We start from the raw sequence: 23,299 nt of genomic DNA, 5'->3' as shown, positions 1-23,299 counted from the left end.
ATGTCGGGCGTCGTCGTTCTGACGTCAGGCCTTCAACTGAGCGAGCGCTGGCGCGCTTACCAGAACGCCATCGCGGCGCACGCCCTGGAGACCCGTCTGGCTGCGGGCTTCGATGCCGTCGGCAGCCTGACCATCGAGCGTGGTCCCGTCAATCGGGCGCTGCTCGGGAAGTCCGCGGCGGACGATGCGGTGCTCAAGGAGTTTGCCGCCAATCGCCGAACGAGCGATGAGGCATTGGAGAAACTGCAGACGCTTGCCAGCGGCGATGCTGACTTGACGCAGCGGGTCAAGGCGGCCGCAGCGAAGATTGCCGCCGCGCGTGAGGAGGCCGCCTCCCACTGGCAGAAACCGCTGACCGAACGTCCCGGCGGCATCGCTGCCAAGGCCATGCGAGACTATGCCGAAGCGATGGCGAGTCTGAATGAACTGCTGGAATCCGGCATCAAGGCGACGATGCGGCTGAGCACCACGGCGGGAAACCTGCTCGATGTCGCCCAGAAGGGCTGGGTGATCCGGCAGACGGCCGGCCAGGTCTCGCTGTTGATCTCGGGGCTTGTGACGTCCGGCCACATTGGCGGAGCGGGACGAATTGAGCGCTGCGAACGGCCAGATGACACGGCTTTGGGCTGAAATCCTCGATCGCGGCGATGACGCTCACGCCCCCAAGAACACGCGGGCCAGCGTCGGCGCGGCCAGGGATCGCTACTTCGGTTCGGACAAGCCGCTGCGCGACGGTCTGACCAAGGCCGCCTTCAACGGCACTCCTTACGAGGTATCGGTGGATGACTGGCGCAAGTCCGCCACGAGCGCGAACGCCTCGTTGCTGGGAATCCGCGATGCCGCCTTGCGCGACGCGCAGGCGGTGGCCGAGCAGGACGAAGCGGATGGGCTCGGCGGCATCTTGTTCGCCGGCGCGGCCATTCTGGTCGTTCTGGGATTATCCGCGGCTTCCTCGGTGCTGCTCGTGCGCCATTTGCTCACGCCCATCTCGAGGCTTTCGGAGGTCATGACCCGGCTTGCCCGCAACGAGGAGGCCGAGGTCCCATTTGCCGCCCGCAAGGATGAGATCGGCGGCATGGCTGTCGCAGTGCAGGTCTTCAAAGAGGCGATGGCCACTACCAATCGACTGGCTGGAGAACAGGCCGCCGAGCGGATCGTCAAGGAGAAGCGCGCGGCGCGCCTCGAAGGCCTGGTTCGCGATTTCGAAACCAAGGCAGGGGCGATGGTGGCGCTGCTGGCGTCAGGGGCTACCGAGCTCGAGAGCACGGCACGATCCATGTCCTCGACCGCGACGCAGACCAAGGGGCAGGCGACAACCGTCGCGGCGGCGGCCGAGGAAGCGAGCGTGGGTGCGAGCACGGTCGCCTCCGCGGCCGAGGAACTGACGGCATCGATCAGCGAGATCAGCCGCCAGGTCGCACAATCGTCGACGATCACTGGCCGGGCGGTGGCCGATGCGCAGCGGACCGACAGGATCGTGCAGACGTTGGCTGAGGGAGCCGAGAAGATCGGTGCGGTGGTCACCCTGATCCAGGCCATCGCCGCTCAAACGAACCTGCTGGCCTTGAATGCGACGATCGAGGCAGCCCGGGCCGGAGACGCCGGGAGAGGCTTTGCCGTGGTCGCCTCCGAGGTCAAGATGCTGGCGACCCAGACGGGGACGGCGACGGCGGAGATCGGGGCCCAGATCGCGCAAATTCAGGCTGCCACCAAGGAGGCCGTCGACGCGATCCGTGGAATTACCGGGACCATCGAAGAGGTGAGTTCGATCTCGAATGCGATCGCGACGGCAGTGGAGGCACAAGGGGTGGCGACGGCGGAAATCGCCCGCAACGTCCAGCAGACGTCGCAATCGGTGAAGGATGTGACGGCGACCATCGGTGGTGTGAGCAAGGCGGCAACGGAAACCGGCGTTGCTGCGAGCGAGGTGCTGAGCGCGGCAGACGGTCTGTCGCGACAGGCTGAGCAACTGACAAGCGAGGTGGGCAGCTTTGTCGAGGACGTCCGGGCCGCCTAAATCGCAATGGCTTTGGCTTGAAGCGTCATGCTTCAGCGCGGCGCCGCGACCGGCGGTGGTCCGCCCTCCGGCGTCTTCTTCGGCTTCAGCGTGCCGGCATAGAACGACAGCAGCCACACCAGCATGACGGCAAGGAGATAGACGACCCAGGCCTGTGGCGGCGTGGTCGCCCAGCGCAGGAGACCCTTGAATGTGCGGGGCGGGCTGTTGTCTTCGGTCATGGCCCGCTTGTGCGCGAAAGCGGCCGGGCGGTCAATCGGGCCGGCGCTCCGCGCGGATCAGGAACAGCGCTGCCAGCGCCGAGAGGCTCAGCGCGGAGGAGACCATCAGCACCTTGGCGCCCATGACGTCGATGAGCAGGCCGAAGGCCAACGGCGCCACCGCCTGTGCCATCCGGGCCGGCGCGCCGATGATACCGAGGCGGTAGCCAAAATCCTTCGGCCCGAAGATCGACAGCGGCAGCGTGCCGCGGGCGATCGTCAGGATGCCGTTGCCCGAGCCGTGAAGCAACGCAAACGCGCTCGCAGCGGCGCCGCCGAAGATGGCGACGACGGCCGCTCCGATCGGATGGGTCACGCAGGCGAGCCGCGTCGACCACAGCGGATGAAAGCGGCTCAGAACGCTCGCCTCGAGAATGCGCGCGAACACTTGCGCCGGACCGATCAGCGCGCCGGCCGCGATCGCCTCGACATGTGTCGCGCCGGTTGCCTCGACGATGCGCGGGAAGTGCACCGCCATCGCGCCGGTGACCGTCCAGGCCGCGGCGAAGACGAAGGCGAGCAGGATCATGGTGCGGTCGAGCGGCACGTGCGGCTTCTCGGCCGTCGCCGCCGCCTGCTTCGCGCCCTTGATCGCCGGCAGCATGAAGAAGTTGAGGGGCAGGCCGATCAGGACGTTGGCGGCGGCCCAGGCAAAGCAGGTCTCGCGCCAGCCGATATGGGCGAGGCCCCAGGCGGTGAGCGGCCAGCCGACGGTGGAGGCGAAGCCAGCCATCAGCGTAATGCCGGTGATGGGCCTGCGCGCCTCGGTGCCGTAGATGCGGCCGAGCGCGGCGAAGGCGGCGTCATAGAGTCCCATCGCCATGCCGATGCCGAGCACGAGCCAGGCGATCGCCATCACCAGAACGGATTGCGACAACCCAAGGAGCACGAGGCCGGCGGCGATGGTCAGGTTGGAAGCCGACAGCACCTGCCGTCCGCCGACCAGATCGATCTGCCGCCCGATCCGCGGGCCGAGCATCGCGGAGATCACCAGCGAGGCCGAGAACGCGCCGAAGATCCAGTTGGAGGAGACGCCGAGGTCGTGCGCCATGGGATCGGCGAGCAGGGCCGGCAGGTAGTAACTGGAAGCCCAGGCCAGGGTCTGCGTGGTGCCGAGCGCCAGGATGATCGGGAGCTGGCGCCGGCTCATCCGCGCGTACTTCCGATTCTGGCCGACAAAGTCATCATCGCCGGCATTTGCCCTGCGCGCAGCGAGTGCGTCAACCGCGATCGCGGCATATTCGACCTGCAGGGGACGGGAGCCTTGCGCACGGCTCGCCTGAGGCTTGCGCCTTTCGCTCGTCACGAATGCACGGCATAATGGCGCATGCAATTGACCTCGCGCCTTGCGCTGATGAACTGGCTGACCGGCCAGGGGCTCACCGGCCTGCCCGAAAACGAACTGCTCCGCGGGTTCTGCGAGCGCTGCCGCGCCGAGGGCCTGGAACTCTCGCGCGGGCTCGTCGTCATCGACACGCTGCATCCGATCTATGAGGGCCGCGGCTTCCGCTGGAGCGACCGGGCCAGCAACGAGAGCGATGCGTTCGAATACGGCTCGACCGCCGAGGGCGACGCCAACGAGCACTGGCGCCGCTCGGTGTTCTTCCACATGCTCGAGCATGGCCACGACGAGATGGTGATCGATCTCGCCGACGCGCCGTCGCTGGATTTCTCGCAGATCGGCGAACTCGCCGAGAAGGGCCACAAGCACTATCTCGCCTTCGTGCATCGCTTCGGCGAGAACGGCGCGCTCGGCCTGATGGATTGCCTGTACTCCTGCTGGACCACGCGCCGCGACAGTGGCTTCTCCGAGCCGGAGCTTGTGGCATTGCGTGATCTCGTGCCGGTGCTGGGACTTGCGATCAAATCGGCGCAGCAGGTCGACATCGCCCGCACGCTGGGGCGGGTCTATCTCGGCCGCGGCGCCTCCGAACAGGTGCTGGGCGGCCGCATCTCGCGCGGCGTCACCGAGCGCATCAAGGCCGTGCTCTGGTATTCGGATTTGCGCGGCTCGACCGGGATCAGCGAGAGCATCGGCCCGGACGAGATCATTCCCTTCCTCAACGACTATGCGCAGGCCGTGATCGATGCGATCCACGACGCCGGCGGCGACGTCCTGAAGTTGATCGGCGACGGCGTGCTCGCGATGTTCACCGGCGAGGACATGGCGGCCGCGCGCCGTGCCGCGCTGCGCGCCGAGCACCTGTTCCGCCAGAACGTCGCGGCGCTGAACACGCGTCGGGCTACCGACGGCCGCCCCACCACGTCCGCCTATATCGGCCTGCATGTCGGCGAGGTCTTCTACGGCAATATCGGCAGCGAGGACCGGCTCGACTTCACGGTGGTGGGTCCGACGGTGAACGAGGTCAGCCGCATCGCCTCGATGAGCCGCTCGGTCGACCGCGAGCTGCTGGCATCTGCGGAGTTCTACAAGGGCCTCGATGCCGCCGGGCGCCGCTATCTCGTCTCCACCGGCCGCTACGCGCTCCGCGGCATCGGCCGTGCGCAGGACCTCTACACGCTCGATCCCGAGGTCGACGCGAACGAGCCGGTGACGGGAAGCTACGAGCGGTATCTGGCGGGGTAGGATCGACGTCGTCCCGGCCTAGTGCGCAATTGCGCACTAGGCCGGGACGACGTTGGAGTTTGTTGTTCCTCTTTCGAGGATTTGGCTAACACCTCACCGCCACTTCGTCCCCCACCATGTCCGGCTGCCGATGCAGCGCCACCGCCGGTGACAGCAGGATCACCAGCGCCTGCATGCCGAACACGGCCGCCGCGAGATAGAGGCACGCCTCCGCGCTCCAGAGGCCGCCGACGATCGCGCCCAGCGCCGAGCCGAGCGGGCGGGCGCCGTAGCTCATGATGTTGATGGCGGAAACGCGGCCGAGCAGGCGCGGCGGCGTCACGGACTGGCGCAAGGTGGTGGTCGAGATCACCCACAGGATCGGCCCGACGCCGAGCAGGAAGAAGCTCAGGGCCGCGAGCCAGGGCGAGGGGATCAGCACCGTCAACGCCATCACCAGGGAGGCGACGAAGCCGGTGACCGGGCCAAGGCCGACAACCGTGCCGAAGGCGACGCGCTGCATGACTCGCGTCGCGAGCAGCGCACCGATCACCATGCCGACGCCGTACATCGTCAGCACCGTCCCGACGCCGGCGGCGGTCAGGCCGAGATGGCGCACGGCGTAAGGCACGAACACCGCGATCTGCAGGAACCAGCCGGTGTTGAAGATGAACTGGGTGATGAAGACCGGCCGCAACAGCGGATGGTGAAACACGAAGGCTGCGCCTTCGCGGATGTCCTGGAACGGATGGCGCCGCGGCGCCGGCGTGCGGTCGGGCTCGTAGATGCCGGAGAGCAGCACCACGGCAACGGCCGAGAGCGCCGCGGCAAAGCCGAAAGCCAGGCTCGCGCCCCACCAGCCGACCAGCGCGCCGCCGAGCGCAGGCCCGCTGGCAAAGGCGATGGTGCGCGCAAGCTCGATCCGGGCATTGGCAGATGGCAACAGGTCCGAACTCACCAGCGAGGGCACCAGGGCCGGGGCGGCCACGCTGTAGACGACGGTGCCGCACACCGCAGCGAAGCCGAGCAGCGCCAGCAGCGGCAGATTGAGGGCGCCGAGCGCCAGCAGCAGCACGATGGCCACGAGGGCTGCCGCTCGCAGCGCCTCGGCGCCCGCCATCAGCGAACGCCGTGAAATGCGGTCGGCGAGCAGGCCGGCCGGAATGGCGAACAGCACGAAGGGAAGTGTCAGCGCGGTCTGCAACATGCCGGTCTGGCCTTCGGCGACCCCGAGCGTCAGCACGGCGACGATGGGCGCTGCGGCCAGCGCGATCTGCTCGGCCGATTGCGCCGCGAGGTTGGACCAGGCGAGGCGGTTGAAGGTGTCGGGGAGGCGCGGCGGATTTGACATGGCTCATTTCCTGCAAAGTCGGATTGGCGCCAGTATCCGCCCCCGAGACCGGCCAAACCCACCCGCTTCCCGACAGGGTGGGCAAAACGGGGCCGCGCCGGGAACCGATGCGGCTAGATGCAGTTGCAAATGAGTTGCAATAAGCCTCGACTTCGGTATTCTGACCGCATGGATGCTCGCTCGCCCGATCTCACCTCCGACGCCGCCGGCTGGCGCACCGACGCGCCTGCCACCAAGAGCCTCGCCGAGGTAAATTCCACAATTGCGGTTCCAGCGGCAGGCCGCTGGTGGCGGCGGCTGCTCGCCTTCGTCGGTCCGGGTTATCTGGTCTCGGTCGGCTACATGGACCCCGGCAATTGGGCGACCGATCTCGCCGGGGGATCGAAGTTCGGCTACACGCTGCTCTCGGTCATCCTGCTCTCGAACCTGATGGCGATCCTGCTCCAGTCGCTGGCGGCGCGGCTCGGCATCGTCACCGACCGCGATCTCGCGCAGGCCTGCCGCGCGACCTATTCGCCGGCGGTGAACTTCCTGCTCTGGCTCGCCTGCGAAGCGGCGATCATCGCCTGCGATCTTGCCGAGGTCATCGGCACCGCGATCGCGCTCAAGCTCCTGTTCGGCATTCCCCTGATCGGCGGCGCGCTGCTTGCGGCGCTCGATGCCTTCCTGCTGCTGCTTCTGATGAACCGCGGCTTCCGTTTCCTGGAAGCCTTCGTCATCGCGCTGCTCGCGGTGATCGCGGTCTGCTTCGCGGTCCAGATCGTGGCCGCGGCGCCGCCGGTCGCGGAAGTTCTTCACGGCTTCATGCCGAAGACCGAGATCTTCACCAATCCGGAAATGCTCTACATCGCGATCGGCATCATCGGCGCGACCGTGATGCCGCATAATCTCTATCTGCACTCCTCGATCGTGCAGACGCGCGCCTATGAGCGCAACGAGAAGGGCCGGCGCGAGGCGATCAAATGGGCGACGACGGACTCGACCATCGCCCTGATGCTGGCGCTGTTCATCAACGCCGCGATCCTTGTCGTGGCAGCTGCGACGTTCCACAAAAGCGGCCATTCCGACGTCGCCGAGATCGGCCAGGCTTTCGAGCTCCTGTCACCGCTGCTCGGCCTCGGCATCGCCTCGACGCTATTTGCGATTGCGCTGCTGGCCTCGGGCCTCAACTCGACGGTGACGGCGACGCTCGCCGGCCAGATCGTGATGGAAGGCTTTCTCGATCTGCGCCTGCCGAGCTGGGCGCGGCGCTTGCTCACACGCGGCATCGCGATCGTTCCCGTCATCGTCGTCACCGCGATCTATGGCGAGCGCGGCACCGCTGATCTGCTGGTGTTCAGCCAGGTCGTGCTGTCGATGCAATTGCCTTTCGCCGTGATCCCGCTGGTCCGCTTCGTCTCCGACCGCCGCAAGATGGGGCAGTTCGCGATTCCGCCATACGTTGCCGCGATCGCGTGGATCGTCGCAGGCGTCATCGTGATCTTGAATCTGAAGCTGCTGGCCGACACGCTGTTCGGCTGAGGGCGCTACGCTTGCTGTCATCGCCCGCGAAGGCGGGCGATCCAGTATTCCAGAGACGGCGATTTTATGCGGATGGGCCGCGGCGTACTGGATGCCCCGCCTTCGCGGGGCATGACCGCGAGAGTGTGGGTACGCTAGTCCTGCGGCTCCGACGCCGCATCCCCTTGCGCGTCGATGCGCAGCCAGCCGGACGGTGCCAGCCGCTGCTGCGGCAGGAAGCGGGCCTTGTAGTCCATCTTCTTGGAGCCCTCGATCCAGTAGCCGAGATAGACATAGGGCAACCCTTGCCGGCGGGCGCGGGCGATGTGGTCGAGGATCATGAAGGTGCCCATCGAGCGGCTGACCTGGCTCGGCTCGAAGAAGGAATAGACCATCGACAGGCCGTCGCTGAGCACGTCGGTGAGTGCAACCGCGATCAGCTCCTCGCCGCGGCCGGTGATGCCGCTGTCGGGGCCGCGCTTGCGGTACTCGATGATGCGGGTCTCGACATGGCTGTCCTCGACCATCATGGCGTAGTCGAGCACGGTCATGTCGGCCATGCCGCCATGGCGGTGGCGGGCGTCGAGATAGGCGCGGAACACCGAATACTGCTCGGAGGTCGGAACCGCACTGCGCTGCTCGCCGATGATGTCGGCGTTGCGCGCCATCACCTTGCGGAAGTTGCGGGACGGGCGGAACTCGTTGGCGACGACCCGGACCGACACGCAGGCGCGGCACTGGTCGCAGGCGGGCCGATAGGCGATCGACTGGCTGCGGCGGAAGCCGCCATGGGTCAGCAGGTCGTTGAGATCGCCCGCGCGGTCACCCACGAGGTGCGTAAACACCTTGCGCTCATGACGGCCCGGCAGATACGGGCACGGAGAAGGCGCCGTGAGGTAAAATTGGGGGGTGTCGCGCGAGTGTTGGGTCAAGGGACGTCGTGGGCCTCCAAAGTGAGTATCAGCATCGCGCTACGGAAGCCCTCGGTCAATTGGTCTGCTCGGCAGGTCTGATCAGTCAGCTTAGCCGGTCCTGGTTGATAGGTTCTTGATCAGTAGGTTCTGGCACCCTGGGGCGCGGGTGCGCGGACCGAGTTGTTGATCACGACCGTTCCCAGCACGAAGTCATGCAACAGCCGCCGGCGGCCGTTGAACAGGCCGACCAGCACCACGAAGGGCGACAGGAACGAAACCGTCACCCAGAACAGCACGGCATGGGTGGCGCCGAGCACGAAATAACCGGGCGCGCCGTACCAGGTGCGCAGCTCCAGGTCCATCACCCGCATCCCGATCGTCGCCGATGACGGACCGCCGATGCAGGCGCCGTAATAGACGATGGCCCAGATCACCGAGGCCGGCCAGGCCAGCCAGAACAGCGCCCAGCCGAGGCCGAGCGTGACCACGCCGAACAAGGCGATGAAGAGGTAGCCGAGGATGACCGGCACCGAGATCACGACCATGTCGATCAGGAAGGCGAACACCCGCCGCGTTGCGACGCCGCGGAACAATTCCGGCTGCCGATACGGATCGAAGGCATGCGGTTGCACCCCGCCGTCATTGCGCCAGGCGCCCGCCTGGGGTCCTGAATTGCCCGAGTCCGAATACGACATGGTCCATCCTCCCGAAGGGAAACTCCCGTGGCAGGACATGGGAACAGGCCGTCCGCGTGCCAAGGGCGTCGGGATTAGCAAGCCGAAATATTCCGGCGATTCGGGGGCGAGGGGGCTGGGCGGGGCTGTGAGAGGCGGCGCGGCACCACATCCCCGATGTCGTCCCGGCCTAGTGCGCAATTGCGCACTAGGCCGGGACGACAATGACCTTACCCCTGCGTCCGCAGCTTCTCCGCCGCCTTCGGCGCAAAGTAGCTCAGCACACCATCGGCGCCGGCGCGCTTGAAGGCGAGCAGGCTCTCCATCATCGCGCGGTCGCCGTCGAGCCAGCCGTTGCCCGCGGCCGCTGCGATCATCGCGTACTCGCCCGACACCTGGTAGGCGAAGGTCGGCATCGCAAAGGTGTCCTTCACGCGACGGACCACGTCGAGATAGGGCATGCCGGGCTTCACCATCACCATGTCGGCGCCCTCGGAGATGTCGAGCTCGACCTCGCGCAGCGCCTCGTCGGTGTTGGCACTGTCCATCTGGTAGGTGCGCTTGTCGCCGGTCAGCGTCTTGGCCGAGCCGATGGCGTCGCGGAACGGGCCGTAGAAGGCGGAGGCGTATTTGGCCGCATAGGCCATGATCTGCACGTCGATGAGCCCGGCGTGATCCAGTCCCTCGCGGATCGCCGCAACGCGGCCGTCCATCATGTCGGAGGGCGCGATGATGTCGCAGCCGGCTTCGGCCTGCACCAGGGCCTGGCGCACCAGTACGGCGACCGTCTCGTCGTTGAGGATCTCGCCGTCCGCGATCAGTCCGTCATGGCCGTGGCTGGTGAAGGGATCGAGCGCGACGTCGCAGAGGATTCCGAGATCGGGAAACTCCTTCTTGATCGCACGCACAGCCTGGCAGACCAGGTTGTTCGGGTTGCAGGCCTCCGAGCCTTCCTCGTCGCGAAGGGACGGGTCGGTGTAGGGAAACAGCGCGATGCAGGGGATCGTGAGCTTCATGGCGCGCTCGGCCTCGCGCACGGCCTGGTCGACGCTGAGGCGGTCCACCCCCGGCATCGAGGCGATCTGCTCGCGCTTGTTGTTGCCGTCGATCAGGAACAACGGCCAGATCAGATCGTCGGTGGTGAGCACGTTCTCGCGCACCATCCGCCGGGCCCACTCGGCCTTGCGGTTGCGGCGCGGGCGGACGGTCAGGTCGAGGGCAGGGGAGGCCACACCGCCATCCCGGCGCGAAACCTCGCGCAATTCGATCGGACGCCCGTATTTGATCGCCATCACTCTTCCTCCGGCTGGAATTATTCTTATACCAGCTCGCATGGTTCCCGTCACCGCGGCTTGACCTGCCGCAAGCGATGGCAGCCGATTGATTTTGCGGGGCGAAACAGCCAGAAGGGAGCCATGTCCGAGATCTCCACCCGCGATGCGGCCCGCGACAGCGCCAATGCCAGGGACGCCGCCAGAGACAATGCCAGAGACAATGCCATGTCGGTGGCGGCGATCTCGTCGGAGCGCGCGGAGTCCGACGACAATGTCTGGACGCGCCGGCTCGTGCTGTTCCTGCGGGTGATGGCGCTGCTCTCGATCCTCAAGGGCCTCTATCACTGGGCGCAGGTGACCGGCTTCGTCGGCGGCGAGGACGAGGCGTTCGAGAACCAGTCGATGGCCTGGCAGGCCGCGACCGTCTACTTCGCCGTGATCGAGCTCGTCGCCGCCGTCGGGCTGTGGCTCGCAACGCCCTGGGGCGCGGTGGTGTGGCTGACGACCGTGGTGTCGATGGCGGTGATCGAGCTGATGTTCCCGGGAATCTATGGCGGCAGCCTGGTCGTGGTCGGCGTCGAGGTCTTCATGCTCGCCGCTTATCTGGCGCTCGCCTGGATGGCCGCGCGCGAACGGCCGCCGTAGGCCGCGACGTCGACACTGCAAACTGCGCTCGTGCCCCGGACGCAATGCGGCGCGCCGCGCTTGCGGCGTGATGCGTTGCAGAGCCGGGGCCCACTTCTCCGCGATCTAAGCTCTGGCTATCTGGGTCCCGGCTCTGCACTTCGCTTGTCCGGGACATGAGAATGTCGCGCTTGGTTGACCGTTGGTTGCGTAAAATTCGAGGTAACTTTTCGTTGACTCCGTGCATTCCGCCACAGCTCTTACGCGCGCGTTTCGAAACGGGGCGGGGCTGTTCTGGAATGCGACAACCGCGGCGGACGGAGGGTGAACAGGACCTTGCGAAGGTCAACAGAGGGTTGCGAAAAGCCCTTGTGGCACAGGCTTAATCCGCAATTCACTCTCTTAAATTCATGATCTCTTTATTCTCTTATTTAAGCCGATCTTCAAACGAGCCCCTTAAGTTGCACCTATCAGGCGGGACACAAGTTTCGTCGAATAAGTGTCGATAAAAACGACAACAGGGGAAGTGTCATGATGAAAGCCGTCGCAACTGCGGCAGATACCGCAGAGCGCGTCTCCGGCCAGCAGGGTTCGGTGCAGTCGCTCTATCTGGAAGCTTTGACTCTGGTGGAGCGGCTGCATCGCCGGCTCCTCGACGTCATCAAGGACGAGTTCGATCGCCGCGGTCGCGCCGACATCAACTCGGTGCAGGCGCTGCTGCTCTACAACATCGGCGACAAGGAGCTGACCGCGGGCGAACTGCGCACGCGCGGCTACTATCTCGGCTCCAACGTCTCCTACAATCTGAAGAAGCTCGTCGAGCTCGGCTTCCTCGATCATCAGCGCTCGCGCGTCGATCGCCGCTCGGTGCGCATCCGCCTGACGCCGCAGGGCCAGGAAGTCCGCCGCATCGTCGACTCGCTCTATCAGAAGCACGTCAAGACGGTCGAGCAGGTCGGCGGCATCTCGGGCGAGGAATTCTCGACCCTCAACAAGTCGCTGCACCGTCTCGAGCGGTTCTGGACCGACCAGATCCTGTATCGGCTCTGAGTTCCAAAACGGATCATGGCCAAGCCGGCCCGCAACAAGACCGGCAAGCCTTGTGAACGTGCCTGACTTCCCCAAGCGCACCGGCCCGGGATCTCCCCGGACCGGTGCGTTTTGTCGTTTCGCAGCTGCGAGAAAATTCGCCGTCCGGGTGGAACCAGGTCCCGGCATCGCCGTTGTTCCTCTGGATCGGAGGGATGCGATGCTGGTCGGGCGCGGGTTGCAGGCTGTGAACGTCGAACTCGTGAGCGATGCCTATGCCATCGCCGCGAATTACCTCCGCCGCTCCGGCGCAATTCCGGACACGCTCGTCACCAACGAACACCTGCTCGAGATCATCATCAAGCTGCTCCAGCACGGCGAATTCAACAAGATCAGGCTCGCCAACAAGGCGATCGGCCGGTTCGAGACGCAGTCCGAGGCCCGCGCGGTTGCCTGATCAGAACTCCCGATATTCCAGAGAACCAGAGGGTGCCATGGAAGCTGCCATCGACCGCATCATGCAGACCTATGACCTGCTCGCCAACCGCACCGCCGCGGCCAGCGAGGAGGCACGGGCCAAGGTCACGAACTACCTCAAGACGTTGATGGAAGCCGGCGAGAAGGACACCCACAGGTTGACGGTTTGCGGCCTGACCTATTTGCGCCAGCTCGACGGTAGCGTGGACCCCGTGAAGTCGGGGTATACGGGGCTCTAAAGAGGGAAGGGGCGGCGGCCCTCATCGGCCGGCAGGGCCTTGAGGTCCAAAACGGCCCCTTCAGGGAATCGGAACGGGGCGGTTCCAGAGAACCGCACCAGCGTCCAGATCCTTCAATCCCACCATATCTTGCATAAATATCAGGCCCGACCCGCAAATGCTTGGCCGGGGGCGGCCGATGTGGTAGATGGCGCTCGCCGCTTCCGATCGCCACACCAGACCCGCCCGTAGCCCGCCAAAAGGCTGCGGCGGTGGAGATATTCGCAAGATGACCTCAGCAAAAACCGCCTCCGCGCCCGATTCGTTTTTCACCGCCTCGCTCGACCAGGCCGACCCGGAAATCGCTGCCGCCATCAAGGGCGAGCTCGGCCGGCAGCGCCATGAGGTCGAGCTGATCGCCTCCGAGAACATCGTCAGCCGAGCCGTGCTGGAAGCGCAGGGTTCGGTGATGACCAACAAATATGCGGAAGGTTATCCGGGCGCGCGCTACTACGGCGGTTGTGAGTGGGTCGACGTCGCCGAGAACCTCGCGATCGACCGCGCCAAGAAGCTGTTTGGCGCGGGCTTCGCCAATGTGCAGCCGAACTCCGGCAGCCAGATGAACCAGGCGGTGTTCCTGGCGCTGCTCCAGCCCGGCGACACCTTCATGGGCCTCGACCTCGCCGCCGGCGGCCATCTCACCCACGGCTCGCCCGTCAACATGAGCGGCAAGTGGTTCAAGGCTGCGCACTACACCGTGCGCCGCGAGGACCAGATCATCGACATGGATGCGGTGCAGAAGCAGGCCGAAGAGATCAAGCCGAAGCTGATCGTCGCCGGCGGCTCGGCCTATTCGCGCGCCTGGGACTTCAAGCGTTTCCGCGAGATCGCGGACAGCGTCGGCGCGTACCTGCTGGTCGACATGGCGCACTTCGCCGGCCTCGTCGCCGGTGGTGTGCATGCCTCGCCCGTGCCGTATGCCCACGTCACCACCACCACGACGCACAAGTCGCTGCGCGGTCCGCGCGGCGGCCTGATGCTGTGGAATGACGAGACGCTGACCAAGAAGTTCAACGGGGCGATTTTCCCGGGCCTCCAGGGCGGCCCCCTGATGCATGTGATCGCGGCGAAGGCGGTTGCCTTCGGCGAGGCGCTGCGGCCCGACTTCAAGGTCTATGCGAAGAACGTCGTCGAGAACGCCAAGGCGCTGGCCGAGGCGATGAAGAGCCACGGCTTCGATATTGTCTCGGGTGGCACCGATAACCATCTGATGCTCGTCGACCTCAGGCCGAAGGGCCTGAAGGGCAACGTCTCGGAGAAGGCGCTGGTTCGCGCGGCCATCACCTGCAACAAGAACGGCATTCCCTTCGACCCCGAAAAGCCCTTCGTGACCTCGGGTCTGCGGCTGGGCACGCCGGCCGCGACCACGCGCGGATTCGGCGTTGCCGAATTCCAGCAGGTTGGCGGCATGATCGCCGAGGTCCTGAACGCGATCGCGCAGTCCGACGACGGCAAGGCGCCGCTGGTGGAAGCCGCGATCAAGGAACGGGTCAAGGCGCTCACCGACCGGTTCCCGATCTATCAGTAAGGCTAGGCCAAGCGGATGCGCTGCCCGAACTGCAACAGTCTCGATACGCAGGTAAAGGACTCGCGTCCGACCGAGGACTCGTCCGTGATCCGCAGGCGGCGCGTGTGCGTCGCCTGCAATTTCCGCTTCACCACCTTCGAGCGCGTGCAGCTGCGCGAGCTCACGGTGATCAAGCGCAACGGCCGCCGCGTGCCGTTCGACCGCGACAAGCTGATGCGCTCGGTGTCGATCTCCTTGCGCAAGCGCCAGGTCGAGCCGGAGCGGGTGGAGAAAATGGTCTCCACCATCGTGCGCGAGCTCGAGACCGGGGGCGAGGCCGAGATCTCCTCGGAGGTGATCGGCGAGACCGTGATGGAGCATCTGCGCACGCTCGACGACGTCGCCTATGTGCGCTTCGCCTCGGTCTACCGCAATTTCCGTGAGGCCAAGGATTTCGCCGACGTGCTCGGCGAGCTTTCCGGCGAGGAGGAAGCGCGGCTCGCCGCGATCCGCAAATGATCTTCCGCATTCTGGAGGATCAGTTCGCGCAGAAGATCCGCGAATCCAAGGACGCCGATCGCCGCTTCATGCAGCTGGCGCTGGCGCTCGGCCGGCGCGGGCAGGGGCGGACCTGGCCCAATCCGGCCGTCGGCGCCGTCATCGTGAAAGATGGCGTCATCGTCGGCCGCGGCTGGACGCAACCCGGCGGACGTCCGCATGGCGAGCCCGAAGCGCTGCGGCAGGCGGGGGAGGCGGCGCGCGGGGCCACGCTCTACGTCACGCTCGAGCCCTGCTCGCATTTCGGCAAGTCGCCGCCTTGTGCGGACGCGGTGATCGCCGCCGGCATCACGCGCGTGGTGGCGGCGATCGAGGATCCCAATCCTGAAGTCGCGGGCCAGGGCCATGCCCGTCTGCGCGCCGCCGGCATCACGGTGGACGTCGGCCTGTGCGCGGCGGAGGCCGCCTTCGACCACGCCGGTCATTTCCGCCGCATCCGTGACAAGCGCCCGCATGTGATCCTGAAGCTCGCGGTCTCGCCCGACGGCAAGATCGGCGCCGCCGGCGGCAAGCCGGTTGCGATCACCGGTGAAGCTGTGCGCGACCGCGTGCATCTGCTTCGCGCGCAGAGCGATGCCATCCTGGTCGGCATCGGCACGGTGCTGGCGGATGATCCGCTTCTCACCTGCCGTCTGCCGGGCATGGCGGCGCGCTCGCCGGTGCGCGTGGTGCTCGACCAGAGCCTGCGCATCCCCGCATCGAGCCAGCTCGTGCGCTCCGCGCGTGAGACGCCGCTGTGGGTGGCGGGCTCCGAACTCGCCGAGGCTGCGACCGCCATGCGGCTTGGAGCCGCCGGTGCGCAGATCATCCGCATACCGGCGGGAAACGCCTCCGGGCTCGATCTGCCGGCCGCGCTGCATGCGCTGGCCGGGAAAGGCATCTCGCGGTTGATGGTGGAGGGCGGCAGCCGCGTTGCGGCTTCGTTCGTGGCGGCCGATCTCGTCGACGAGATCTGGCTGTTCCGCGGCGCGGAAGAGGTGGGCAGTCGCGGCGTCGATGCGCTCGATGCATTGCCCCTGTCGAAAATCACGCAGTCGCAGGCCTACAAGGTTCATGCTAGCGAAACATTCGACAAGGATACTCTCACCATCTACGAGCGCGCCTAACATGTTCACCGGCATTGTCACCGATCTCGGCGAGATCGTCAGCTTCACGCCAACGGCGCAGGGCCAGTTGCACCGGCTGCGCATCGCCTGCCGCTATGACCAGTCCACCATTGCCGATGGTGCCTCGATCGCCTGCAATGGCGTCTGTCTCACGGTCGTCGCTTCAGGTGTCGAGGGCGGCAAAACCTGGTTCGACGTTGATGCGGCCGCCGAGACGCTGGCGCTGACGACGGCAAAGCATTGGAAGGTCGGCACCAGGCTCAATCTCGAACGCGCGCTCAAGATCGGCGACGAGCTTGGCGGCCATATCGTCGCAGGTCACGCCGACGGGATCGCGACCATCGTCAGCCGCGAGGACCTGCCCGACATGGCGCGGTTCGTGCTCTCCACGACGCGCGAGCTGGCGCGGTTCATCGCCACCAAGGGATCGATCACGCTCGACGGCGTCTCGCTGACGGTCAATACGGTTGCGGACGTGACCTTTTCGGTGCTGATCATCCCGCACACGCTGACGGTCACGACGATCGGCGGCTGGAAGGCAGGGGCCGAGGTCAATATCGAGGTCGACCTGATGGCGCGCTACGCGGCGCGGCTGACGGAAATGAAGTGACCGGCGGATAAAGTTCGTCATGCGCGGGCTTGACCCGCGCATCCATCCTCTTAAGAGGGGCTTGCCCGACGGATTGCCGGGGCAAGCCCGGCAATGACAGAATAGGTTGACCATGGCAGACGCGCGGCGCGCACCCCTGAAGGACCAGACCGACATTTCCGGCGCACGTGCGCTGATTGTCGAGGCGCGGTTCTATGACGATCTCCAGGACGCGCTATTGGACGGTGCGGTGGCCGAGTTGAAGGCCGCCGGCCTGACGCATGACGTCATCACGGTTCCCGGCGCGCTGGAGATCCCGGCGGCGGTGGCCATTGCGGTGGATGCCGCAGCGGCCAACGGCAAGCCCTATGACGCGGTGATCGCGCTCGGCTGCGTGATCCGCGGCGACACCATCCATTTCGAGATCGTCTCGCAGGAATCATCCCGCGCGCTGATGGACCTTGCGGTTTCGCGCAAGCTGCCGCTCGGCAACGGCATCCTCACCGTCAACACCGAGGCGCAGGCCTGGGCGCGGGCGCGCGCCAGCGAGCTCAACAAGGGCGGCGATGCCGCGCGCGCGGCGCTGGCGATGCTGCGCATCAAGCGCCGTCTGGCGCGGGCCTGAGCCATGGCTGACAACAACAAGAAGCCGGCAGGCGCTCCGGAGAAGAAGGCGAACCGGCGCGGTGCGGCGCGGCTCGCGGCCGTCCAGGCGCTGTACCAGATGGACATCGCCGGCGCCGGCATCAACGACATCTTCGCCGAGTTCGAGAGCCACTGGCTCGGCAACGAGGTCGAGGGCGACACCTATCTGCCGGCCGAGGCCGCGTTCTTCCGCGACGTCGTCTCCGGCGTCGTGCGTGACCAGAAGAAGCTCGACCCCCTGATCGACGAGGCGCTGTCGAAGGGTTGGCCCTTGAAGCGGATCGAGGCGATCCTGCGTGCCGTGCTGCGGGCAGGGGCCTATGAGCTCCAGCATCGCAAGGACGTGCCGGGCCGTGTCGTCGTCTCCGAATATGTCGACGTTGCGAATGCCTTCGTCGACCGCGAGGAGACCGGCATGGTGAATGCGGTGCTCGACCAGATCGGCCGTCAGTTTCGCGGCGACGAGTTCGGGCGGGGGTAGTTACACATTCCGCTGTCGTCACCCGCCTTGTGCGCAGTTGCGCACTGGGGCGGGTGATCCAGTACGCCGCGGCAGCGGTTGTCTATATCAGGCGTCTCGGCGTACTGGATCACCCGGTCGAGCCGGGCGATGACAGTGGTGTTTGGGGCTAGTGCCGATGACGAACGCACCGGAAACCTCCGCCGAAGACTCGCTGATCGCGCGCTATTTCAAGCCGCTGGCGACCGATCCCGGTGCGTTCGGGCTGGTCGATGATGCCGCGGTCCTGTCCTCCTCCGGCGATGACATCGTCGTCACCACCGATGCCGTGGTCGAGGGCGTACATTATCTTGCCGGCGATCCACCCGACACCATCGCGCGCAAGGCGCTGCGGGTGAACCTGTCCGATCTCGCCGCCAAGGGCACTGTGCCCGCCGGCTTCGTCCTGACGCTGGCGCTGCGGAGCAAGGAAGACGCCTGGCTCAGGCCGTTCGCGGATGCGCTGGGCGAGGATGCGACAACCTTCGCGTGCCCGCTGCTCGGCGGCGACACGGTGTCGACGCCGGGACCGCAGATGATCTCGATCACCGCCTTTGGCCGGGTGCCGCAGGGGCAGATGGTTGGCCGCACCGGCGCAAGGCCGGGCGACCGCATCCTGGTGACGGGCACGATCGGCGATGCCGCGCTCGGCCTCGACGTGCTCACGGGCGGGGTGGTGGCCGCGGCGCTCGCGTCCGATCCCGCTGCAAGGGAAGCTCTGGTCTCGCGCTATCGCATCCCGCAGCCGCGCAACGTGCTGGCGCAGGCCGTGCGCGACCATGCGTCGGCCGCGATGGATGTCTCCGACGGGCTCGCCGGCGATCTGACCAAACTCTGCGCGGCGTCGGGCGTCTCGGCCTCCGTGGACGTGCTGAACGTGCCGCTCTCGGCCGCCGCGGCGGGCCTGATCGCGCGCAACGCCGTTTGCGTCGAGACGCTGCTTGCCGGGGGCGACGATTACGAGGTGCTGTGCACGGTGCCGCCGGCGCAAAGCGATGCGCTGATTGCCGCGGGGCGGGCCGTCGGCGTTGCGGTCACCGCGATCGGCACGATCGTCGCGGGCGGCGCGCGGCCGCGCTTCCTGGACGGGCAGGGCCAGGAACTGGCTTTGAAGCGGCTGTCCTACAGCCACTTCTAGGAATTGCTCCAAATCGCGGCGTCCAGGCTCTGGGCTTATGACCTGGTGCTCAGGACTTGCTCACGACTTGGCCTAAATACTTGCCGAGATCGGCTTTTTCGGCCGCTTCCGGCGTTGCACCATCAAGTTGATTTTGGCAAGCTCGCGACCGACTGAGGCCGCCTCTTCGGGAAAGGGGCGGCCTTGTTCGAAATCAAGGCGCCGCACCGCACGACGGACAATAAAAGGCGCCGGGGGTACATCAAGGATCTGAGGCAAAAAATCACATGACAGCATTATGGTTGATAGTGCTCTGCGGAGTGCTTTCCGTCGTCTACGCGATTTGGGCGACGTCTTCGGTGTTGAGCGCGGATGCGGGGTCGCCGCGCATGCAGGAGATCGCAGCTGCGGTGCGCGAAGGCGCACAGGCCTATCTGCGGCGCCAGTACACCACGATCGGTATCGTCGGCATCGTCATCTTCCTGCTGCTTGTCTATTTCCTCGGGCTTTATGTGGCGATCGGCTTTGCCATCGGCGCCATCCTGTCGGGGGCGGCCGGCTTCATCGGCATGAACGTCTCGGTTCGCGCCAACGTGCGCACCGCCCAGGCCGCGACGACGTCGCTCGCCGGCGGCCTCGAGCTCGCCTTCAAGGCGGGCGCGATCACCGGCATGCTGGTGGCGGGTCTCGCGCTGCTCGGCGTGACCCTCTATTTCGGCTTCCTGGTCTATTCGCTGAAGCTGGCGCCTGACAGCCGCGTCGTCGTCGACGCCATGGTGGCGCTTGGCTTCGGCGCCTCGCTGATCTCGATCTTCGCCCGTCTCGGCGGCGGCATCTTCACCAAGGGTGCGGACGTCGGCGGCGACCTCGTGGGCAAGGTCGAGGCCGGCATCCCCGAGGACGATCCGCGCAACCCCGCGACCATCGCCGACAACGTCGGCGACAACGTGGGCGACTGCGCCGGCATGGCCGCCGACCTGTTCGAGACCTATGCGGTGACGGCGGTCGCCACCATGGTGCTCGCGGCGATCTTCTTCGCCAAGACGCCAATCCTCATGAGCATGATGACGCTGCCGCTCGCCATCGGCGGCATCTGCATCATCACCTCGATCATCGGCACCTTCTTCGTCAAGCTCGGGCCGAGCCAGTCGATCATGGGCGCGCTCTACAAGGGCCTGATCGCAACCGGCGTGCTGTCGCTGATCGGCATCGCCCTGGTGATCTATACGCTGATCGGCTTCGGCAAGCTCGACGGTGTCGATTATACCGGGATGTCGCTGTTTGAGTGCGGCGTCGTCGGCCTGATCGTCACCGCGCTGATCATCTGGATCACCGAATACTACACCGGCACCGACTATCGTCCGGTGAAGTCGATTGCGGCTGCGTCGGTGACCGGCCACGGCACCAACGTGATCCAGGGCCTTGCGATCTCGATGGAGGCGACCGCGCTGCCCGCGATCGTCATCATCGCCGGCATCCTCGTCACCTACAGCCTTGCCGGCCTGTTCGGCATTGCGATCGCGACGGCCACCATGCTGGCGCTGGCCGGCATGATCGTCGCGCTCGACGCCTTCGGTCCGGTGACGGACAACGCCGGCGGCATCGCCGAGATGGCGGGCCTGCCGAAAGAGGTGCGCAAGTCGACCGACGCGCTCGACGCGGTCGGCAACACCACCAAGGCGGTCACCAAGGGTTACGCGATCGGCTCGGCCGGTCTCGGCGCGCTCGTGCTGTTCGCGGCCTACAACCAGGACCTCAAGTTCTTCGTTGCGGACTCCGCGCATCACACCTACTTCGCCGGCGTCAATCCGGACTTCTCGCTAAACAATCCCTATGTGGTGGTGGGCCTCCTGTTCGGTGGTCTGCTGCCGTACCTGTTCGGCGCGATGGGCATGACGGCGGTGGGCCGTGCGGCGAGCGCGATCGTCGAGGAGGTGCGGCGTCAGTTCCGCGAGAAGCCGGGCATCATGCAGGGCACCGACAAGCCGGACTACGGCAAGGCGGTCGACCTGCTGACCAAGGCGGCGATCAAGGAGATGATCATCCCCTCGCTGCTGCCGGTGTTGTCGCCGATCGTCGTCTACTTCCTGATCTACGCGATCGCCGGAGGCGGTACGGCCGGCAAGTCTGCGGCGTTCTCGGCGGTCGGCGCGATGCTGCTCGGCGTGATCGTGACGGGCCTGTTCGTCGCGATCTCCATGACCTCGGGCGGCGGCGCCTGGGACAACGCCAAGAAGTACATCGAGGATGGCCATTACGGCGGCAAGGGCAGTGATGCCCACAAGTCCGCCGTCACCGGCGACACCGTCGGCGATCCCTACAAGGACACGGCCGGCCCCGCGGTGAACCCGATGATCAAGATCACCAACATCGTGGCGCTCTTGCTGCTGGCGATCCTGGCGCACTGAGCTTGTAGGGCTCTACAAACGACAAACCCGCGGTGCAAACCGCGGGTTTTTTGTTGTGCGCTTTACGGGGGACCGTCGCCATGAAGTTCGAGACGACCAAGTGTATCCGGTGCGGCTGCGACATGCTGATGGCCGACACGGTCTGTCCGACTTGCGGCAAGGTGCAAACCGGTGGCCGGCAAACCGGTGCTCGTACAATGCTGGCGGTCGCGCTGGCGGCGGCCGTCCTCATCACCTTCAACTGGCTCAAATCTCCGGCGCCGCAAGCGAGCCCGCCTACTGCACATCCATCTGCAAACCTTCCTTCTGGATGATGCCGGCGAACTTCTTCGTCTCGGCGTCCACGAAGTCGGCGAACTGCTGCGGCGTGCCGTAGTCGGCGCGGGCGCCCATGGCGGCGATGTTCTTCTTGATGTCGTCGCGCTCCAGCATCGCCTTCACTTGAAGGTTGAGCGCTTCGAGGACCCCGGCGGGGACGCCTTTCGGCAGGAACACTGCGAACCAGGACGAGACGTCGAAATTGGCCAGCTCCGGCGCGCTCTCGCGCATCGTCGGCAGGTTCGGCGCGAGGTCGCTGCGCTCGGTGGTGGTCACGCAGAGGCCGGTGAGCGTGCCGTTCTGGACCTGCGGCAGGCTCGGATAGAGGTTGTCGAACAGGATCTGGATGTCGCCGGCGAGCGCGGCCTGGAGCGCGGGACCTGCGCCGCGGAACGGGATGTGCGTCATCTTCAGCCCGGTGAGCTGGAGAAACCAGGCGCCGGTGAGGTGAGGACTCTGGCCGACGCCGGAGGAGGCATAGCTGAGCTTGTCCGGATTGGCCTTGAGATAGGCGATCAGCTCAGCGACCGACTTGATGCCGGTCTTCGGATGCGCCGAGACGATGTTCGGGATCCGGATCATGTTGGAGACCGGCTGGAGCTGGTCCGGCTTGTAAGTGAGGTTCTTGAAGATGCTGTAGGCGATCGCGTTCGGCCCGGGATTGCCGATCAGGATGGTGTGGCCATCCGGCTTGGCGCGAACGACCTCGGCGGTGCCGATCGTGCCGCCGCCGCCGGAGCGATTTTCCACGACGGCCGACTGGCCCCAGGCGGTTTGCAGGTGGGCGGCCAGGAGCCGGCCCATGACGTCGGTCGAACCGCCGGCCGCAGCCGGCACCACCAGGCGGACGTTTTCGGTGGGCTTCCAGTCCGCCAGGCTCGATCGCGGCAGGATCGCTGCGGCCGACAGGCCGGCAGCGCCGGTGAGCACGCGGCGGCGGGACAACAACGTTTTCGGCACGAATCCACTCCCTGTTTCTTGTTTTGCAGGGAGCGTATGGAACCCGGCGCGCAACGGCAAGCCGCGCGCGAGCGCAAGTGCCGCGCGAAGGGCGGCACGACGCCGCAGGCTGAAGGCTCAGTTAAAGCTGAGCAGCTTGAACAGCGGCGTGAGGTAGCTCATCTCCTGGCCCGACGTCGGCGTGGTGCGGCTGATGAAGTCGAAGATCTTGCCGTCCTGGAGGCCGTAATTCGCCAGCCGGCGCACGCGCCGGTTCTTGTCGAAGTAGATCGCGATCACGCGCTGATCGACCACCTGCTGATTCATGAACGCGACTTTGCGCTCGGAGCGCTGCGAGATGTAGTAGAAGACCTCGCCGTCGAGGGTCGCGACCGTGGAGGGCGTGCCCATCACGATCAGCACCTGGTCCTGGCTTGCGCCGATCGGAATCTGCTCGAGCGCACCGGGCGGCAGGATGTAGCCCTTCTGGAACTGCTCGCCGGTGCAGCCCGCGAGCGCCACGCCGACCAAGGCCGCAGCGGCGGCCATGCGCAGGCCGCGCCAGCGTGCATAAAGGCCGCGCCGCTTGTCTGCGCGCGGGCTGGTCTGGTTCGTTATCGTCATAGCGGAACTGATTCCGTCCCCTTGC

Annotated in this window: 24 protein-coding genes; 16 read left to right on the top strand and 8 right to left on the bottom strand. The window is 66.1% G+C overall.

Features of this window, described 5'->3' with window-relative positions; genetic code table 11:
• Together E4K65_RS48765 and E4K65_RS22950 are read left to right on the top strand one after the other, a co-directional pair.
• Entirely contained in the window at positions 1 to 630 is a 630-nt protein-coding gene (locus tag E4K65_RS48765; protein ID WP_235885705.1) for a hypothetical protein, read from the top strand.
• On the top strand, positions 590 to 2,017 hold the full coding sequence (locus E4K65_RS22950; RefSeq protein WP_235885703.1) for a methyl-accepting chemotaxis protein: 1,428 nt from the start codon (positions 590 to 592) through the stop codon (positions 2,015 to 2,017). The genes E4K65_RS48765 and E4K65_RS22950 overlap by 41 nt, the downstream gene beginning before the upstream one ends.
• A 32-nt stretch (positions 2,018 to 2,049) precedes the next feature.
• On the opposite strand, the gene E4K65_RS22945 is transcribed toward E4K65_RS22950, so the two are convergent.
• Together E4K65_RS22945 and E4K65_RS22940 are read right to left on the bottom strand one after the other, a co-directional pair.
• Positions 2,050 to 2,238 (bottom strand): hypothetical protein, encoded by a 189-nt coding sequence (locus E4K65_RS22945; protein WP_135176093.1) that lies wholly within the window; start codon positions 2,236 to 2,238, stop codon positions 2,050 to 2,052.
• A gap of 31 nt (positions 2,239 to 2,269) precedes the next feature.
• A complete protein-coding gene (locus E4K65_RS22940) occupies positions 2,270 to 3,427 on the bottom strand; it encodes an MFS transporter (RefSeq protein WP_135176107.1) in 1,158 nt (385 codons plus the stop codon).
• Positions 3,428 to 3,604: 177 nt separating this feature from the next.
• On the opposite strand from E4K65_RS22940, the gene E4K65_RS22935 reads away from it, so the two are divergent.
• Positions 3,605 to 4,864 carry an adenylate/guanylate cyclase domain-containing protein gene (locus E4K65_RS22935; protein WP_135176092.1) on the top strand — a complete coding sequence of 420 codons (1,260 nt, stop codon included), beginning with the start codon at positions 3,605 to 3,607 and terminating at the stop codon, positions 4,862 to 4,864.
• Between the two features lie 85 nt (positions 4,865 to 4,949).
• Here the strand turns inward: E4K65_RS22935 and E4K65_RS22930 are convergent, their stop codons facing one another.
• The gene (locus E4K65_RS22930; RefSeq protein WP_135176091.1) at positions 4,950 to 6,194 is read right to left on the bottom strand and encodes an MFS transporter; all 1,245 of its coding nucleotides are present in this window, start codon (positions 6,192 to 6,194) and stop codon (positions 4,950 to 4,952) included.
• Between the two features lie 168 nt (positions 6,195 to 6,362).
• On the opposite strand from E4K65_RS22930, the gene E4K65_RS22925 reads away from it, so the two are divergent.
• Positions 6,363 to 7,715: an Nramp family divalent metal transporter gene (locus E4K65_RS22925; RefSeq protein WP_135176090.1), complete on the top strand. Its 1,353-nt coding sequence runs from the start codon at positions 6,363 to 6,365 to the stop codon at positions 7,713 to 7,715.
• A 134-nt stretch (positions 7,716 to 7,849) separates the two neighbouring features.
• Here E4K65_RS22925 and E4K65_RS22920 read toward each other — a convergent pair whose 3' ends face one another.
• The 3 genes from E4K65_RS22920 to hemB form a co-directional block, all read right to left on the bottom strand.
• Entirely contained in the window at positions 7,850 to 8,626 is a 777-nt protein-coding gene (locus E4K65_RS22920) for an arginyltransferase (RefSeq protein ID WP_135176089.1), read from the bottom strand.
• Positions 8,627 to 8,745: 119 nt separating this feature from the next.
• A complete protein-coding gene (locus tag E4K65_RS22915) occupies positions 8,746 to 9,303 on the bottom strand; it encodes an RDD family protein (protein WP_167771048.1) in 558 nt (185 codons plus the stop codon).
• Between the two features lie 209 nt (positions 9,304 to 9,512).
• Entirely contained in the window at positions 9,513 to 10,574 is a 1,062-nt protein-coding gene (hemB, locus tag E4K65_RS22910; protein ID WP_167771047.1) for a porphobilinogen synthase, read from the bottom strand.
• A 123-nt stretch (positions 10,575 to 10,697) separates the two neighbouring features.
• Here hemB and E4K65_RS22905 point away from each other — a divergent pair, with 123 nt between their 5' ends.
• The 12 genes from E4K65_RS22905 to E4K65_RS22850 all read left to right on the top strand — a co-directional run bounded on the left by E4K65_RS22905 (position 10,698) and on the right by E4K65_RS22850 (position 21,393).
• Positions 10,698 to 11,201: a DUF6163 family protein gene (locus E4K65_RS22905; RefSeq protein WP_135176087.1), complete on the top strand. Its 504-nt coding sequence runs from the start codon at positions 10,698 to 10,700 to the stop codon at positions 11,199 to 11,201.
• A 510-nt stretch (positions 11,202 to 11,711) separates the two neighbouring features.
• Positions 11,712 to 12,230 carry a transcriptional regulator LdtR gene (gene ldtR, locus E4K65_RS22900; RefSeq protein ID WP_011087797.1) on the top strand — a complete coding sequence of 173 codons (519 nt, stop codon included), beginning with the start codon at positions 11,712 to 11,714 and terminating at the stop codon, positions 12,228 to 12,230.
• 199 nt (positions 12,231 to 12,429) lie between these two features.
• On the top strand, positions 12,430 to 12,666 hold the full coding sequence (locus E4K65_RS22895) for a hypothetical protein (protein ID WP_027548260.1): 237 nt from the start codon (positions 12,430 to 12,432) through the stop codon (positions 12,664 to 12,666).
• Positions 12,667 to 12,703: 37 nt separating this feature from the next.
• Positions 12,704 to 12,925: a hypothetical protein gene (locus E4K65_RS22890; RefSeq protein ID WP_135176085.1), complete on the top strand. Its 222-nt coding sequence runs from the start codon at positions 12,704 to 12,706 to the stop codon at positions 12,923 to 12,925.
• Positions 12,926 to 13,193: 268 nt separating this feature from the next.
• Positions 13,194 to 14,492 carry a serine hydroxymethyltransferase gene (glyA, locus tag E4K65_RS22885; RefSeq protein ID WP_027548258.1) on the top strand — a complete coding sequence of 433 codons (1,299 nt, stop codon included), beginning with the start codon at positions 13,194 to 13,196 and terminating at the stop codon, positions 14,490 to 14,492.
• 15 nt (positions 14,493 to 14,507) lie between these two features.
• Positions 14,508 to 14,990, top strand: coding sequence for a transcriptional regulator NrdR (gene nrdR / locus E4K65_RS22880; RefSeq protein ID WP_007603426.1), 483 nt, complete (start codon positions 14,508 to 14,510; stop codon positions 14,988 to 14,990).
• Entirely contained in the window at positions 14,987 to 16,135 is a 1,149-nt protein-coding gene (gene ribD / locus E4K65_RS22875) for a bifunctional diaminohydroxyphosphoribosylaminopyrimidine deaminase/5-amino-6-(5-phosphoribosylamino)uracil reductase RibD (protein WP_135176084.1), read from the top strand. Before nrdR ends, ribD begins: the two co-directional genes overlap by 4 nt.
• Position 16,136: 1 nt before the next feature.
• Entirely contained in the window at positions 16,137 to 16,745 is a 609-nt protein-coding gene (locus tag E4K65_RS22870; protein ID WP_135176083.1) for a riboflavin synthase, read from the top strand.
• 112 nt (positions 16,746 to 16,857) lie between these two features.
• Positions 16,858 to 17,349 carry a 6,7-dimethyl-8-ribityllumazine synthase gene (gene ribH / locus E4K65_RS22865; RefSeq protein ID WP_011087790.1) on the top strand — a complete coding sequence of 164 codons (492 nt, stop codon included), beginning with the start codon at positions 16,858 to 16,860 and terminating at the stop codon, positions 17,347 to 17,349.
• 3 nt (positions 17,350 to 17,352) lie between these two features.
• Positions 17,353 to 17,850: a transcription antitermination factor NusB gene (gene nusB / locus E4K65_RS22860; protein WP_027548253.1), complete on the top strand. Its 498-nt coding sequence runs from the start codon at positions 17,353 to 17,355 to the stop codon at positions 17,848 to 17,850.
• Positions 17,851 to 18,007: 157 nt separating this feature from the next.
• The gene (gene thiL, locus E4K65_RS22855; protein WP_135176082.1) at positions 18,008 to 19,006 is read left to right on the top strand and encodes a thiamine-phosphate kinase; all 999 of its coding nucleotides are present in this window, start codon (positions 18,008 to 18,010) and stop codon (positions 19,004 to 19,006) included.
• A 266-nt stretch (positions 19,007 to 19,272) separates the two neighbouring features.
• Complete coding sequence (locus E4K65_RS22850; RefSeq protein ID WP_135176081.1) at positions 19,273 to 21,393, top strand: sodium-translocating pyrophosphatase; 2,121 nt, start codon at positions 19,273 to 19,275, stop codon at positions 21,391 to 21,393.
• A 276-nt stretch (positions 21,394 to 21,669) separates the two neighbouring features.
• Here the strand turns inward: E4K65_RS22850 and E4K65_RS22845 are convergent, their stop codons facing one another.
• Together E4K65_RS22845 and E4K65_RS22840 are read right to left on the bottom strand one after the other, a co-directional pair.
• Positions 21,670 to 22,671, bottom strand: coding sequence for a Bug family tripartite tricarboxylate transporter substrate binding protein (locus E4K65_RS22845; protein ID WP_135176080.1), 1,002 nt, complete (start codon positions 22,669 to 22,671; stop codon positions 21,670 to 21,672).
• 117 nt (positions 22,672 to 22,788) lie between these two features.
• Entirely contained in the window at positions 22,789 to 23,274 is a 486-nt protein-coding gene (locus E4K65_RS22840; protein WP_167771046.1) for an outer membrane protein assembly factor BamE, read from the bottom strand.
• Positions 23,275 to 23,299: the final 25 nt, after the last annotated feature.

Origin of the sequence: Bradyrhizobium niftali (genome assembly GCF_004571025.1) — a bacterium.
In the GTDB taxonomy this organism is placed as follows: domain Bacteria; phylum Pseudomonadota; class Alphaproteobacteria; order Rhizobiales; family Xanthobacteraceae; genus Bradyrhizobium; species Bradyrhizobium niftali.
Note: the sequence above shows the minus strand (reverse complement) of the source record. Positions and strands in the feature narration are given on the sequence as shown.

Excerpts from the sequence above, each read along its gene's own strand:
- thiL (WP_135176082.1), top strand. The coding sequence starts at position 18,008 with ATGACGAACGCACCGGAAACCTCCGCCGAAGACTCGCTGATCGCGCGC.
- E4K65_RS22905 (WP_135176087.1), top strand. The coding sequence starts at position 10,698 with ATGTCCGAGATCTCCACCCGCGATGCGGCCCGCGACAGCGCCAATGCC.
- E4K65_RS48765 (WP_235885705.1), top strand. The coding sequence starts at position 1 with ATGTCGGGCGTCGTCGTTCTGACGTCAGGCCTTCAACTGAGCGAGCGC.
- E4K65_RS22940 (WP_135176107.1), bottom strand. The coding sequence starts at position 3,427 with ATGAGCCGGCGCCAGCTCCCGATCATCCTGGCGCTCGGCACCACGCAG.
- E4K65_RS22925 (WP_135176090.1), top strand. The coding sequence starts at position 6,363 with ATGGATGCTCGCTCGCCCGATCTCACCTCCGACGCCGCCGGCTGGCGC.
- E4K65_RS22930 (WP_135176091.1), bottom strand. The coding sequence starts at position 6,194 with ATGTCAAATCCGCCGCGCCTCCCCGACACCTTCAACCGCCTCGCCTGG.
- glyA (WP_027548258.1), top strand. The coding sequence starts at position 13,194 with ATGACCTCAGCAAAAACCGCCTCCGCGCCCGATTCGTTTTTCACCGCC.
- E4K65_RS22840 (WP_167771046.1), bottom strand. The coding sequence starts at position 23,274 with ATGACGATAACGAACCAGACCAGCCCGCGCGCAGACAAGCGGCGCGGC.
- hemB (WP_167771047.1), bottom strand. The coding sequence starts at position 10,574 with ATGGCGATCAAATACGGGCGTCCGATCGAATTGCGCGAGGTTTCGCGC.
- nusB (WP_027548253.1), top strand. The coding sequence starts at position 17,353 with ATGGCTGACAACAACAAGAAGCCGGCAGGCGCTCCGGAGAAGAAGGCG.
- E4K65_RS22915 (WP_167771048.1), bottom strand. The coding sequence starts at position 9,303 with ATGTCGTATTCGGACTCGGGCAATTCAGGACCCCAGGCGGGCGCCTGG.
- nrdR (WP_007603426.1), top strand. The coding sequence starts at position 14,508 with ATGCGCTGCCCGAACTGCAACAGTCTCGATACGCAGGTAAAGGACTCG.
- E4K65_RS22935 (WP_135176092.1), top strand. The coding sequence starts at position 3,605 with ATGCAATTGACCTCGCGCCTTGCGCTGATGAACTGGCTGACCGGCCAG.
- ribD (WP_135176084.1), top strand. The coding sequence starts at position 14,987 with ATGATCTTCCGCATTCTGGAGGATCAGTTCGCGCAGAAGATCCGCGAA.
- ldtR (WP_011087797.1), top strand. The coding sequence starts at position 11,712 with ATGATGAAAGCCGTCGCAACTGCGGCAGATACCGCAGAGCGCGTCTCC.
- E4K65_RS22890 (WP_135176085.1), top strand. The coding sequence starts at position 12,704 with ATGGAAGCTGCCATCGACCGCATCATGCAGACCTATGACCTGCTCGCC.
- E4K65_RS22895 (WP_027548260.1), top strand. The coding sequence starts at position 12,430 with ATGCTGGTCGGGCGCGGGTTGCAGGCTGTGAACGTCGAACTCGTGAGC.
- E4K65_RS22870 (WP_135176083.1), top strand. The coding sequence starts at position 16,137 with ATGTTCACCGGCATTGTCACCGATCTCGGCGAGATCGTCAGCTTCACG.
- E4K65_RS22850 (WP_135176081.1), top strand. The coding sequence starts at position 19,273 with ATGACAGCATTATGGTTGATAGTGCTCTGCGGAGTGCTTTCCGTCGTC.
- ribH (WP_011087790.1), top strand. The coding sequence starts at position 16,858 with ATGGCAGACGCGCGGCGCGCACCCCTGAAGGACCAGACCGACATTTCC.
- E4K65_RS22945 (WP_135176093.1), bottom strand. The coding sequence starts at position 2,238 with ATGACCGAAGACAACAGCCCGCCCCGCACATTCAAGGGTCTCCTGCGC.